The sequence below is a fragment of the Aminobacter sp. Piv2-1 genome (assembly GCF_037625995.1).
Classification (GTDB): domain Bacteria; phylum Pseudomonadota; class Alphaproteobacteria; order Rhizobiales; family Rhizobiaceae; genus Aminobacter.
The window spans coordinates 201,884-216,312 of the sequence record NZ_JARKMU010000001.1 but is presented as its reverse complement, the minus strand read 5'-3'; the positions used below and the strand labels follow the sequence as shown (position 1 = coordinate 216,312).

The following is a 14,429-nucleotide window of genomic DNA, read 5'->3' as shown; positions in this document are numbered from 1 at the left end:
AGGCGCCGGCCTTTGCCCCCTACTCGGCTGCGATGCGCAGCCGCTCGCTTTCGTCGGACAGCGCCGCAGCAAGGCGCGGACGCAGCCGCTCGGACAGCACGCGGACATAGGGCTCCAGCACCATGCTGTCGTGGTCGCCCGCCACCTCCTGGACTTCGAGCTCGGCCACGTATGGCGTCCAGCCATTGTCGTCGAGCGCGACGTTGCGCCCCTCCTGGAGACGGCGACCGCCGCGCAACGTGTAGAGGATGTTGAGCCTGGGCCTGAGCAGCAGCAGCTTGCCGGGATAGGGCTTCAGGTCATAGCGGACCAGCGCCGCGCGGAACGCCGCCTCGATCCTGGCATTCTGGAACTGCCTGCCCGCGTTTTCCGCTTCCGCGGCTTCACGCTTGTCGCGCATTTCGGCCCGCCAGCGCCGACGATCGCGGATCCAGCCGGTGACGAAGGACAGCTTGTGGCGACGCAGATCCTGCAGCTTCATCTGCAGCCGGTCGAAGGCGGTGAGCCGCGGCTGGATCGGCAGCGGCGTGTCGAGCATGACGACGAGCGCCACTTCCTCGCCCTCGGCGCGCAGCTGCTGCGCCATCTCGTAGGCGGCCAGCCCGCCGCCCGAGAAGCCGGCCAGCAGATAGGGGCCGCGCGGCTGAACCTTGCGGACCTCGGCGAGATAGTCGCGCGCCATCTCCTCGAAGGTCGCGTGCGGTTCCTGGTCGCCATAGAGGCCGCGCGCCTGGAGCCCGTAGACCGGCCGGTCGACGCCGAGCCGCATGGCGAGCTGGCGCAGGTTGAGCACGTTGCCGAACATGCCGGCGCAGATGAAGACCGGCGGCGCAGACGGGTTCGTGCCCGCGCTCATCGCCACCAGATGCACATGCTTTTCCGCAGGCGGCGCGGACTGCGAAGGCCCGGAGCCGCTGCCCTCGCCGGCTGGCATGTGGCTGGCGATCAGCTGCGCGCAGCCGGCGATGGTCGGCGCCTCGAACAGCACCGATATCGGCAGGTCGACGGCGTACTGCTTCTTGATCATGCGGAACAGGCGCACGGCGATCAGCGAATGGCCGCCGATGTCGAAGAAACTGTCGTCGACGCCGATCCGGTCGACGCCGAGCAGTTCGCTCCAGAAACCGGCGAGCGTGCGCTCGATGTCGTTGCCCGGCGCGACATAGTCGCTGTCGAGCTCCGGCCGCTCGAACTGGTCGCCGCCCTGCGGCGCAGCCGTGGCCGGCGCGGCAGCGCGCCTGCGCAAGGCTTCGAGATCCAGCGAACTCACGATCGGCTGCGGCTGGCCGGTGCCAAGGGCGCGCCTGAGCGCCTCGAAGCCTTCGCCGGGAAGAATGCCCTGGCTCACCTGGGCGGCGAGCTGAAGCGCGGCGGGCGACTGGCGATGGTCGTTGTCGGCGGCGGCGCTGCCCGCCGTACGCGGCGCCACGAGACCGAGGTCGCTGTCGAGACGCTTCATCACGAAACGCTCGATTTCGAGCAGGACCTGACCGGAGACGTCGGCGATCGAGACATCGAAGGCGACATAGCCCTTGCCGTATTCGAAACCGCGGCACAGCCGCACCCAGCTCGAGACGCGGTCCGGCAGCGGCCCGTGCACGGCGATCCGGCCATAGGACATCGGCGCCCACAGCACCGAGCCGTCATATTCGGGGTCGAGCCGCATGGCGAAGCCGGTGGCGATGTCGAGCAGCGCCGGATGGAGCAAGGTGGCGTCGCCGCGATAGGCTTGCGGCAAGGCGAGCTCGGCAAAGGCCTCCGCGCGGCCAAAGGCGACGGAACGGAGCACCTGCCAGCGCGGGCCGAAACGCACATGCGGAGCCTGCACCGATGGCAGCGCATCCGCCCCTTCGGCGCGTTCGGCGACGACGCAGCGCCGGGCGGCTTCGGCCATCTCGGCACCGCTACGAGCGGACTTCGGCAGCCCGCGCACGAAAGCCTCGGCAAAGGTCTCGAAGGACGCATCGCCGGCCTGCGAAGCCGTGACCTCGATGCGATGGCCGTCCGCCTCGGGCGTCATGCGGACGCGAATGGTCCTGGTGGCGCCGTCCTTCACGACCAGCGGCCGCAGAAAGACCAGGTCTTCGATCGAAGCGCGTGCGTCCAAACCGTATTCGCCGAGCGCCTGGGCGATGAGTTCGATGTAGCCGGTGCCGGGCAGGACCGGCTCGCCCGAAACCATGCGGTGCTCGTCGAGCAGCCAGTGGGTGGCCGGGCCGATTTCGGCCTCGAGCCAGGGCGTGCCCTCGGCATCCTCGACCCAGGACCGGAAGAGCGGCCCGCGGGCCGGCTCCGCCGACGGTTCCCGGCCCGGGGACTGGTCGGTACGCCCAACCGCACGGGCGGCGAGCCCGATCTCGTTCCAGATGCCCCAGTGGACGGCGACGGTCCTGCGGCCGGCATCCCCGGCGCGGCTCTCGGCGTAGGCGTTGAGATAAGCGTTGGCGGCGACATAGTCGACCTGGCCGGCGGGCGCGGTGTCGGTGCTGGTCGAGGAGAACAGCACGAACAGATCGAGCGGCACGTCGCGGAAGACGCGGTCGAGGACCGCGGTGCCGTGCAGCTTGGGCGCGAGCACCGCTTCCATGGCGTCGACCGACTTGAGCTGCAGCAGGTCGTCGTCGACCACGCCGGCGGTGTGGATGACGCCATTGATCTCGCCGAGTTCGGCGCGGGTCGCCGCAACCACCGCCGCCATCTGCTCGGGGTTGCCGACGTCGGCCGCCATGTAGGCGACCTTGTGGCCGGCTGCCTCCAGCGCGACGATCCGCTCGATGGCGCGCCGCATGCGGTCGGAGCGTGCGCGGGTGCGCATGATCAGCGGCCACTGCTCGCGGGAGGGAAGCGTGCCGCGCCCGACCAGCATGACGCGGGCGTCGAACTCGTCGGCGAGGCCCTGCGCCATCACCTGCGCCAGGTCGCCGAGGCCGCCGGTGACGATGTAGACGCCCTGGCGGCGGAAGCCCTGCCGGCCCTCGCCTACGGGGGCAAGCGGCAGCCTGCCATAGCCGCGCGTCCAGCGTCGACCGTCGCGATAGGCGACGACCTCGGATGCCGGCGCGGCGAACAGGTCGTCGCGCAGCTGCGCGTGGATCTGCGCCATCGCCGCCGGCCCTTGTGCGACAGCGCGGCGGAACGGGCGGCGCGAGGCTTCGGCGCGAGGCAATTGCAGGTCGATCAGGCGAACGCTCGTGCCCGGCATCTCCTTCGGGATGACAAGCCCGGGGCCGAGCACCGTAGCCTTCTCCGGATAGGGCAGAGGCTCGTCGCCGACGCGCTGCATGCCGTTGCTGACGACGGTCAGCCGGATGTCGCTCGCGCCGGCGTCGCCGAGCGCCTGGGCGAGATGGATGAGGCTGTAGAAGCCCTGTTCCTGGTTGCGGTTGAAGAAGCTCGAGCCCGGGCGGTGGCTCTCGTCGGCGGTGACGAGCCACAGATGCAGGATGCGCTGCGGCAGCGCGCCCTCGGCGGCGATTGCCGCGAGCAGCGCGTCGTAGCCGGCCCGGCCGTCCTCGGGGCAGACCGAATAGGCGTCCGTCGACTTGCGCGCGAAAGTGTCGCCGACCTCGACGGTGGCCACCCGGTGGCCGCCGGCGCGCAGGCTCTCGACCAGCGGCCGACCGAAGCCTGCCCGGTCGAGGAAGACGAGAAAGGAGGTCGGCTCCGCGCCTGCGTCGATCTCGACGTCGGCGACCGACTGGCGCCATGTCGGCCTAAAGCCCCAGTCGGCCATGTCGGGCAGCTTGCGCAGCACTTCCTCGGTCGCCTCGGCCGAGGCAGCGGCACCGGGCTCGATGAAATAGCGCTGGTGCTGGAACGGATAGCTGGGCAGCGACACGCGGCGGGCGCCGGTGCCCTCCCAAAGGCGCTCGAGCGGCACGTCCAGCCCCACCGCCCAGGCGCGGCCGAGCGCGGCGAGCAGGTGGACGCGGTCGTCGCTGTCGTCCTCCGCGTGCGGCAGGCTGTTGATCACCTGGTTCGCGGCAATGGAGGGCTGCAGCTTGACCAGCGACGACAACGCCCGGCCCGGCCCGACCTCGACGAAGACGCGGCCGGGCTCGCTCGCCAGAAGACCCATGCCCTTGCCGAACTGCACGGTGGAGCGCAGGTGGCGGACCCAGTAGAGCGGGTCGCGGGCGTCAGCCTCCGACAGCCAGGCGCCGGTGAGGTTGGAGACGATGGGGATCGACGGCGCATTGAGCCGGATGCCGCGCAGGAACGCCTCGAAGCGGCCGAGGATCGGCTCGAGCATGCGCGAATGGGCGGCGATGTCGATGGCGATGCGCGAGGCGTCGATGCCCCGTTCGTGCAGCGCCGCCCGGAAACCGTCCAGGTCCTCGTTGCGGCCCGAGACGACGCAGAGTTCGGGCGCGTTGACCGAGGCGAGGTCGAGTTCCGGCGGCATGATCTCGGCGAGAGCGGCGGCCGACAGCGGCACGCTCAGCATGCCGCCCGGCTCGACCGTGTCGAACAGCTCGCCGCGCAGGCGGACGAGGTTGACCGCGTCGCGCAGGCCGATGACCTCGGCGATGCAGGCAGCCGCATTCTCGCCCATCGAATGGCCGATGAGGGCCTGTGGCTTGACGCCGCGATCGATCCACCAGCGGGCGACGGCCACCTCGGTGATGAGGATCGCCGGCAGTTGCACCGAGGGCCGCAGGAAGGCGGCCTCGGCCTCGGCGCGGTCGGTGCCCCGGTCGAGCCAGACGCGGCTGATCTCCGCCGCAGCAGCAGGATCGAGATAGGAAATGCCCTCGTCGACGGTCGCGCGGAACCGCCGGTCGCCGTCATAGAGGGCGCGGGCCATGCCGACATGCTGGGCGCCGCCGCCGGGGAACAGGAAGACGGGGCCGGAGGCATTGTCGAGCGCCGAATGGGTGAAGCCGCGCTTGCTCTCGGGATCGGAGAGGACCGCGACCGCATCGGCGCGGTTGCGCACGGCGACGACGCGGCGGTGCTCGAAATGCCTGCGGCCGGCAAAAAGCGTGTAGGCGGCGTCGCCCAGGTCGAGATCGGGCCGGCGCTCCAGCTCCGCGCCGAGTCGCACGGTCGCCTGGTCGAGCGCCTTGCGGTTCCTGGCGGCGAAGACCAGGAGCTGCGGCGCGTCCTCGGCGGCGGCGCGGCCGGCGGCCAGTGCCGGCGCCTGCTCGATGATGGCGTGCGCATTGGTGCCGCCGACGCCGAGCGAATTGACCGCGGCGCGGCGCGGGCCCGGCGTATGCGGCCATTGGGTCAGGCGGTCGTTGACGATGAACGGGCTGCGCTCGAAGGCGATGGCCGGGTTCGGCTTCTCGAAGCCCAGCGTCGGCGGGATTTCGCCGTGCTTCACCGCGAGCGAGGCCTTGATCAGGCTGACGACGCCAGCGGCGGTGTCGAGATGGCCGATGTTCGACTTGACCGAGCCGACACGGCAGAAGCCGGTCCGGTCGGTGCCCTGGCGGAACGCCTGCGTCAGCGCCTCGATCTCGATCGGGTCGCCGAGATAGGTGCCGGTGCCGTGGCACTCGACATACTGGATCGAGCCGGCATCGACGCCGGCCAGGCCCTGCGCCTCGATGATCGCCTCGGCCTGGCCGTTGACGCTGGGCGCGAGATAGCCGGCCTTGCTGGCGCCATCGTTGTTGACCGCCGTGCCCTTGATGACGGCGTGGACGATGTCGCCGTCGGCGATCGCGTCGGAGAGGCGACGCAGCACCACCACGCCGACGCCGCTGCCGAAGACGGTGCCGGCGGCCCGGTGGTCGAAGGCGCGGCAATGGCCGTCGGGCGAGAGGATCTCGCCCTCCTGGTACATGTAGCCGCGGCGGTGCGGCAGGTCGATCGTGACGCCTCCGGCCAACGCCATCTCGCACTCGCCGGCGAGCAGGCTCTGGCAGGCCGAATGCACCGCCACCAGAGAAGTGGAGCAGGCGGTCTGGATGTTGACGCTCGGTCCGCGCAGGTCGAAGGCGAAGGAGGCGCGGGTGGCGAGGAAGTCCTTGTCGTTGCCGGTGTGCCTGAGCAGGAACATGCCGACCTGGTCGACCAGCTGGCGGTTGCTGCAGACGTTGAAGTAGAAGTAGCTGCCCATGCCGCAGCCGGCGAAGACGCCGACCGGGCCGCCGCTGGAATCGGGCGTGCGGCCTGCATCCTCCATCGCCTCCCAGGCGCATTCCAGGAACTGGCGGTGCTGCGGGTCCATGATCGCCGCCTCCTTCGGGCTGAGCCCGAAGAACTCGGCGTCGAACATCTCCATGGCGGGAAGCTCGGAGGTGCGGCGCACGTAATTGGGATGGTGGATACGGCTAGGCGCCTCACCGGCCGCCAGCAGCTCTTCCTCCGTGAGATCGCGGATCGATTCGACTCCGCCGCGCAGATTGGCCCAGAACTGGCCGACGTCGCGCGCGCCGGGAACGCGCAGCGCCATGCCAACGATGGCGATGTCGTTCGGTGAGAACTGGTCGGGACTGTCGGTCATGGCCTGTACCTGCTGCAGGCGCCATCCGTCGCGGTCCAGGAATCTCCGAGGCGCAGGACGCGCCCCGCAGCCTTACCCACCCCACTTAGCGCCCCATGTGCTTCGTATCGCCGGGAAAATTGAACATGCCGTTAAACGGCGCCGGAAATCCCGCCCGATGGTGCACAGCAAGGACTATGGGCAGGACCCAAAGCAACTGACTTAACCAGCTGTTACGATGCTGATGATAATTCCAAGCACCATCATAACGTTCATTTACGCTGGCCAGTATAAGAGCCACTGCATTCAGGGCAAGCACAGGGGCGGTCTCACGACATGGTTAACGGACACTTCGATTGCGTCTTGATCGGCGACGAGTCGCTTCTGGTGCAGTGCGTCGAGATGCTCAGGGGCCGCGGGCACCGCATTGCCGCGATCGTGACCGAGAGCGCCAGCATCCGCAGCCATGCAGAACGCAGCGGCATAAGTTCGACCGGCTGGGGGGACGACCTGGCACGCCAGCTCGACGGCATCGGCTACGACTGGCTGTTCAGCGCCGCCAATCTCAGGCTCATCCCCGAGGCCGTGTGGCGCAAGGCCAGGATGGGGGCGGCCAATTTCCACGACGGCCCCCTGCCCCGCTATGCCGGACTGAACGCGCCGGCCTGGGCGATCCTCAACGGCGAGGAGACGCACGGCGTGACCTGGCATGCGCTGGCCTCCGGCGTCGACCAGGGCGGGCTCTACGTGCAGCGGATGTTCGACATCGCGCCGGACGAGACCGCGCTGATGCTCAACACCAAGTGCTTCGAGGCGGGGATCGGCAGCTTCGCTGAACTGCTCGACGGCATCGAGCGCGGAACGCTCGTCGCGCGTCCGCAGAACCTCGCCGAGCGCAGCTATTTCGGCAGGAAGCGGCGTCCCGAAGCCGGCGCGACGCTTCGCTTCGACCAGCCCGCGCACAGCCTCGAACGGCTGGTGCGGGCGCTCGACTTCGGCACCGGATATGCCAACCCGCTGGTCACGCCGAAACTGCGCACCGAAGGCGGCCTCTACGCGGTGAGCAGGCTGACAGCCGCCGGCGATGCCCCGCACGGCGCGCCGGGCACGGTGATGTCGGTCTCGCCGGAAGGCGTGGTGATCGTGGCGGCGGATGCGGCGGTGCTGGTCGAGGCGTCGCGCATCGGCGACGGCGAGCCGCTGTGGACGGCGTTGCGGCCGGGCATGGTGCTGCCCGGCATGGACGAGGCTTTTTCGCGCGAGCTGACCGGCGCAGTGGCAGAAGCCGCGGGCCACGAGGCGGAAGCGCGGGCGGCGATCGCCGCGGCGCAGGACATCGACCTCCTCGACATCAAGCCGTGGACGGCGGGCCAGGCGGCGGATGTCGCGACGATTCCGCTCGACCTGCCGCGCGGGCTCGACCGCGACGCGAGGGCCGCGGCCGTCGCCGCCTTCGTGCTCCGCCTCGCGGGCCAGGCCGAGGCATCGCTGGCGTTCTCCAGCCGGGCGGCCAGGGCGCGCGCCGCCGCTTTCCCGGGCTATTTCTCCGATATATCGCCGCTGAACCTCAAGGCTGCCGACGACGCGAGCCTGGGCGCTTTCAAAAGCCAGGTGGCAGACGCCATCGCCGCCGCGCGCGACCGCGGCGCCTGGCTTTCGGACCTGGCGCGCCGTGTCCCGGGCATGCATGAACCGCGGCTGACGATCGGACTGATCGAAGGCTCCGGCGAGCAAGACGTGCTGCCGGCGGGCTGCGCGCTGACCTTCGCCCTCGGCGAGGACGCTGCCGCCGATACCCTGCATTTCGACCGCGCACGGATGAGCGAGGCGCAGGCGCGCGACATCGCCCTGCGCCTCTCGGTGCTTGCCAAGGCCTTCGCGGAAGGCAGCGGCACTTTCGCCGAGCTGCCGCTGATGACCAAGGACGAGCAGCATCGCGTCCTGCACGCATGGAACGACACGGCCCGCGGCTACGACCGCAGCACCCTGATGCACCGGCTGGTGGAGCGGCAGGTCGACCGGACGCCGGACGCGGTGGCAGTGGCCGCGGGCGAGGATCAGCTGACCTATCACCAGCTCGACGAGCAGGCCAACGCCGTCGCCCATGCGCTGATGGCGCTTGGCGTCGGCCCGGACACGATGGTCGGCCTCAATCTGTCGCGCTCGGTCGAACTCGTCGTCGGCGCGCTCGCCATCCAGAAAGCTGGCGGCGCCTATGTGCCGCTCGATCCGATGTTCCCCGGCGACCGGCTGGCGCTGATGGTGGAGGACAGTGCCGCGCCGATCGTGCTGACCGAGCGCGCGCTGAAGGGCTCGCTGCCGGTCCATACCGCCAGGCTGGTCTGCATCGAGGATCTGCTGGAGGCCGGCGGGCGCAGCGACCGGCCGTCAAGCAGGGCGACATCCGACAACCTGGCCTACGTCATCTACACCTCGGGCTCCACCGGGCGCCCGAAGGGGGTGATGATCGAGCACCGCAACGTGGCGAACTTCTTCGCCGGCATGGACGAGCGCATCACCGTGCCGGAAAGCGGCCAGCCGGTGTGGCTGGCGGTGACCAGCCTGTCCTTCGACATCTCGGTGCTGGAGCTGTTCTGGACACTGACGCGCGGCTTCAAGGTCGTGATCCATTCGAGCGAGGTCAAGGCCCACAAGGGACCCGGAGCGGCTCAAACCAAGCAGCTCGACTTCAGCCTGTTCTACTGGGGCAACGACGACGGTGCCGGCCCCGCCAAGTACCGGCTGCTGCTCGAGGGCGCCAAATTCGCCGACACGCACGGCTTCCAGGCGCTGTGGACGCCGGAACGCCACTTCCACGCCTTTGGCGGCCCCTATCCGAACCCTTCGGTGACCGGCGCGGCAGTCGCCGCCGTGACGCGCAACCTGTCGATCCGCGCCGGCAGCTGCGTGCTGCCGCTGCACCACCCGGCCCGCGTCGCCGAGGAATGGGCCGTGCTCGACAACATCAGCAACGGCCGCGTCGGGCTCGCCTTCGCCTCGGGCTGGATGCCGGAGGACTTCGTGCTGCGGCCCGAGAACGCGCCGCCGCACAACAAGGCGGCGATGCTGCGCGACATCGAGACGGTGCGCAAGCTGTGGCGCGGCGAGAAGGTAGAGTTCGATTTCGGCAGCGGCAAGGTCGGCGTCGTCACGCAGCCGCGGCCGGTGCAGAAGGAACTGCCCGTGTGGGTGACCACGGCCGGCAATCCGGAAACCTACCGCGAGGCCGCCCGGCTCGGCGCCAACGTGCTCACCCACCTGCTCGGCCAGTCGGTCGACGAGCTCGCCGACAAGATCCGCATCTACAGGCAGGCGCTGGTGGAAGCCGGACGCAACCCGGCCGACCACAAGGTGACGCTGATGCTGCACACGCTTGTCGGCGCCGACCGCGAGGAGGTGCGCCAGCAGGCGCGCGAGCCGATGAAGGACTATCTGCGCAGCGCCGCAGCCCTCATCAAGCAATATGCCTGGGCCTTCCCGGCGTTCAAGAAGCCGCAGGGCGTGGCGCAGCCGATGGACATCGACCTGCAGTCGCTGGCGGCCGACGAACTCGACGCGATCCTCGAATTCGCCTTCCTGCGCTATTTCGAGGACAGCGGCCTCTTCGGCACAGTCGAGGACGCGCTGCGCCGCATCGAACAGGTGGCGGCGATCGGCGTCGACGAGGTGGCCTGCCTGATCGACTTCGGCGTGGCGAGCGACCTGGTGCTCGAGCGACTGGTGCCGCTGGCCGACGTGGTGGCGCGGTCGCGTGCGACCGTTTCGCACGAGGCGGCCGATGGCGGCAGCCTTGCCGAGGAGATCGAACGCCACGGCGTGACGCATCTGCAGTGCACGCCCTCGATGGCGCGCATGTTCCTGATGAACGACGACGACCGGCGCGCGCTGGCCAATGTGAGGCACCTGTTCATCGGCGGCGAGGCCTTGCCGTCGTCGCTGCTCATGGACCTGCGCAAGGCGACCTCGGCAAGCGTCGAGAACATGTACGGACCGACGGAGACGACGATCTGGTCGTCGACGACGCCCGCCAATGTGAGCGAAGGGGTTGTGCCGCTGGGCAGGCCCATCGCCAACACCCAGCTCTACGTCCTGGACGCCGCGCAGCGCCCGGTGCCGCCCGGGATCGCGGGCGAGCTCTACATCGGCGGCGACGGCGTGGCGCGCGGCTACCACAACCGGCCGGACCTCACCGCCGAGCGCTTCCTGCCCAACCCCTTCGCCGACGGCCGGTTCTACCGCACCGGCGACCTGGCGCGCTTCATCGCGGACGGGGCGCTGCAGTTCCTCGGCCGCACCGACCACCAGGTGAAGCTGCGCGGCTACCGCATCGAACTCGGCGAGATCGAGGAGCGCATCGCGGCCTTCCCCGGCATCATGGAAGTCGTGGTGATGGCGCGCGAGGACCGAAAGGACGACATACGGCTCGTCGGTTACCTGCGTCTCGCAGGCGGCAGGATCGACGAGGATGCGCTCAAGCAGGCGCTTGCCAGGACGTTGCCGGACTACATGGTGCCGGTCCACTTCGTCACTCTGGAGGCGTTTCCGCTGACACCCAACGCCAAGGTCGACCGCAAGGCGCTGCCGAAGCCGGACGCGGTCGCCGCGCCGGCCGTCGCTGCCGCCTATGTCGAGCCGACGGACAATGTCGAACGCGCCATCGCCGACACCTTCCGCCGCATCCTCGGCGTCGAGAGGGTCGGCCTGTCGGACAGCTTCTTCGCGCTCGGCGGGCATTCGCTGCTCGCGGTGCAGGCGCATCGCGAGCTGAAGGCGGGCATCGCCCCGGACATGCTCATCACCGACCTGTTCCGCTTCCCGACGGTGAAGGCGCTGTCCGAGCATCTCGCGCAGCGCGGCAAGGCAGACGACCGGCTGAGCAAGGTGGCGGACCGCGCCGCCATGCGCCGGGCAGCGCTCGGCGACAGGCGGGCGGCACTGATGCGGCCGCGCGGCGCGGGATGAGCGTAGCCATCGCCCTGCTGTTCGAAGCGGACGTCGCGGTCGCCCAGGGCGACCCGCGCGGCGACTGGGGCGCGCCTTTGCCAGACGAGGAGGAGGCGATCGCCAGGGCATCAGCTTCGCGGCGGCACGAATTCATGGCGGGACGCGCCCTGGCGCGCACGGCCATGCGGGAACTCGGCCTTGCCCCCGCAGCCGTTCCGGCCGGCGTCGACCGCGCCCCCGCCTGGCCGGCGGGCATGACGGGCAGCATCAGCCATTGCACCGACTGGTGCGTGGCGGCGATCGCCCGCACAGCCGACGGCTACCTGTCGGTCGGCCTCGACATCGAGCCGGCCCTGCCGCTCGACGCCGAACTGGTCGAGGAGATCTGCACACCGGAGGAGCGCGCATGGCTGGCCGCCCAGCCGGCAGCGGGCCGCGGCCTGCTGGCGCGCGCCGTCTTCAGCGCCAAGGAATGCGCCTACAAGTGCCAGTACCCGCTCTCGGGCAAGCTGTTCGGGTTCGACGCGATGTCCGTGCGCCTCGATCCGGCCGCCGCGACGTTCGTCGCCCGCTTCGAGGCGAATGCGGGGCCGTTTTCGAGAGGCGCGCAACTGGCCGGCCGCATGGCGATCGGGCGCGACCATATCGTCACCGCGATGACGCTCAAACACGGCGGCCGGCATGGGGCAGCCGGCCGGGCTGCGCAACATGCGTGACCGGCGTCTGGCCCGCCACGGCGTCGCCGGCGTGCTTTTTGCCGCGCTCAGCGTCGGCATGACCGGAAAGGCCATCGCGCCAGCCATCGGCACCGCGCCCGCAGTGGCTGCCGATGCGGGGCAGTTCTTCGTCTCGGGACACAGCCTCACCGACCGGCCCTTCCCCGACATGCTGGAGGCGATCGCCGCTGCGGGTGGCAGAAGCCTCATTTGGGAACGGCAGCACATCGGCGGCTCGTCGATCCGGCAGCGGACGCGGGGGCCGGACGGCAGTCCGCCCGGCTCAGGCTACGGCGCGGGGGTCGGCCGCGACGGCAAGCCGGTCGACGTGATCGCCGAATTGGCAGCGCGCCGCTACGACGTGCTCGTCGTCACCGAATGGCACAGGGTGCTCGATGCGATGCTGAGCGAAGGCACAGCAACCTATCTGGGCGAGCTGCAGGACAGGTTCATGGCCGGCAATCCGCGCGGCATGAGCTATTTCTTCGCGCCCTGGGCGGACCTCTCCGACCTTACCGCCCCTGGCGACTGGATCGAATACGAACGCGCCGCCTCGCCGGTGTGGCAATGCCTGGTGGAGGGCGTGAACAGCAAGCTGGCCGAGCAGGCCCGACAGGACCGCATCCGCTTCATCCCGGCGTCCCTGGCGCTCGCCGACCTGGTCGCGCGCCTCACCTCCGGACAGCCGGTCGCAGGCTTCGAGGGGCTCGCTCCGGAGCGCGTCACCGCCGCATTGTTCACCGACCGGGTGCACCTGACGGAGCTCGGCAACTACTTCGTCGCCGTGGTCGCCTATGCGACAGTCTTCGGCAACGAGGCGGTGGCGGCACCCGTGCCGGCTTCGCTCGACCAAACCCGGGCGCAAAGCCTCAGGTCCATTGCGCTGGAGCTCATCGCCCAGTGGCGTGTCCGGCAGGTATTCGGCCCCGACGGCGGATGCGAGGGCGTGCCGGCACGCTTCGTCATCGCCTATGCCGGCTACATGGAACGCACCTACACCCGGCCGGAGCGGGGATATGTCGTGGCCCGGGCGAAGCGCATCCGCGACACCATCCGGCTGCTATGGTCGCTGCGGCGCGGGGTGCCGGGGCTCGAGCCGGCGGACGCGGGCTGAGCAGCCGCAGAAATCAGTCCGGACGCCGCCGGTCGGTGCGGATCCAGGTGCCGACACGCGAGCCGAGCGCCAGGCGGGGATAGAGGGCAAGCTTGCGCAGCACATAGGGGAACACCCGCAACAGCGACATCGGCGGCAGCACGTGCCGTCCGAACGCCGCCCAGGCAGCCAGCACCGAGACCCCGAACAGGGCGAGGCAGAGCAACGAAACGGCCAGCGCGACCGGAGCGAGCGACAGGGCATAGGTCACAGCCGCCGTCACGACGAAGGCCGCGCCGAGCAGCAGCACAAGCAGGGTGAGCGGCGGCACCAGCACGTCGACCACGAGGGCGACGGCGCCGGCGTTCCCGGACCGGACCGCGGCCGGCAGGACGCGGAGGGCCTGAGCGATCATGCCGAGATGCCCCTCCTCCCAGCGCCGCCGCTGCGACGACGCGCCAGCCTGCGAAAAGGGAAAATGGCTGTCGATGCGGGCGTCCTCGCAGAACGCAGCGCCCCTGCCGGCGAGCGCCAGGTCGAGCCCGAGCTTCATGTCCTCGACGAGGCTGGCATGGGCGAGGTGGGCGTCGCGGATGACGGACCAGGGGAAGCCCATGCCGGAGCCGGTGAGATGACAGGGGAAGCCGAGCCGGTGCAGGCCCGCCGCCCGGGCCCTGTTCTTGACCAGGAAGGCGAACTCGGCGACCTGCAGGTTGAGGCCCGCGCCCGCCGGCGCCGACATCAGGTAGAGCCCCTGCACCGGGCGCTGGCTCGCGGCCGCCCGCGCGACGAGACGGTCGATGCAGCCGGGCTGGAGGCTGCAGTCGGCGTCGACGATCACCACCACTTCGGGCGGCGCCGCGGCGAGGTGGCGAACGCCGAAATCGAGCGCGAAACCCTTGCCGCGCCGCGACGGGTCCTGGCGCTCGATCACTTCGGCGCCGGCTTCACGGGCGAGCATCGCGGTGCCGTCAGTGCAGTTGTCGGCAACGACAAGCAGCCGGTCGCCCGGCCGCAGCTGCCCGCGCAGGCCGCGAACCGTCTCGGCGATGCCGTCGGCCTCGTCATGCGCCGGCACGAGGATTGCTGCCGACGGGCGGGCCGAGGGTAACGGCGCAGGCCGGCGCTGGCCCCGGCCGACGGCCGAAAATATCTCCACGGCGAAGACCAGAACCGGAATCAGCAACGCCAGATTGGCCAAAGACAGCAGGACAAGGATGATTTCGGTCATATTTGCTTT

5 protein-coding genes are annotated in these 14,429 nt (G+C 70.1%); 3 read left to right on the top strand and 2 right to left on the bottom strand.

Annotated features, from left to right (window positions below; translation table 11 throughout):
• Window positions 1-19: 19 nt before the first annotated feature.
• Window positions 20-6,457 carry a type I polyketide synthase gene (locus AmiPiv_RS01050; RefSeq protein ID WP_340035389.1) on the bottom strand — a complete coding sequence of 2,146 codons (6,438 nt, stop codon included), beginning with the start codon at window positions 6,455-6,457 and terminating at the stop codon, window positions 20-22.
• Between the two features lie 315 nt (window positions 6,458-6,772).
• On the opposite strand from AmiPiv_RS01050, the gene AmiPiv_RS01045 reads away from it, so the two are divergent.
• From AmiPiv_RS01045 to AmiPiv_RS01035, 3 genes are read left to right on the top strand one after another with little or no spacing between them, the layout of a single operon-like run.
• Window positions 6,773-11,398 carry a MupA/Atu3671 family FMN-dependent luciferase-like monooxygenase gene (locus tag AmiPiv_RS01045; RefSeq protein WP_340035388.1) on the top strand — a complete coding sequence of 1,542 codons (4,626 nt, stop codon included), beginning with the start codon at window positions 6,773-6,775 and terminating at the stop codon, window positions 11,396-11,398.
• Complete coding sequence (locus AmiPiv_RS01040) at window positions 11,395-12,096, top strand: 4'-phosphopantetheinyl transferase family protein (protein ID WP_340035387.1); 702 nt, start codon at window positions 11,395-11,397, stop codon at window positions 12,094-12,096. Before AmiPiv_RS01045 ends, AmiPiv_RS01040 begins: the two co-directional genes overlap by 4 nt.
• A complete protein-coding gene (locus AmiPiv_RS01035) occupies window positions 12,062-13,210 on the top strand; it encodes a hypothetical protein (protein WP_340035386.1) in 1,149 nt (382 codons plus the stop codon). The genes AmiPiv_RS01040 and AmiPiv_RS01035 overlap by 35 nt, the downstream gene beginning before the upstream one ends.
• Before the next feature lie 13 nt (window positions 13,211-13,223).
• Here AmiPiv_RS01035 and AmiPiv_RS01030 read toward each other — a convergent pair whose 3' ends face one another.
• Window positions 13,224-14,420 carry a glycosyltransferase family 2 protein gene (locus AmiPiv_RS01030; protein ID WP_340035385.1) on the bottom strand — a complete coding sequence of 399 codons (1,197 nt, stop codon included), beginning with the start codon at window positions 14,418-14,420 and terminating at the stop codon, window positions 13,224-13,226.
• Window positions 14,421-14,429: the final 9 nt, after the last annotated feature.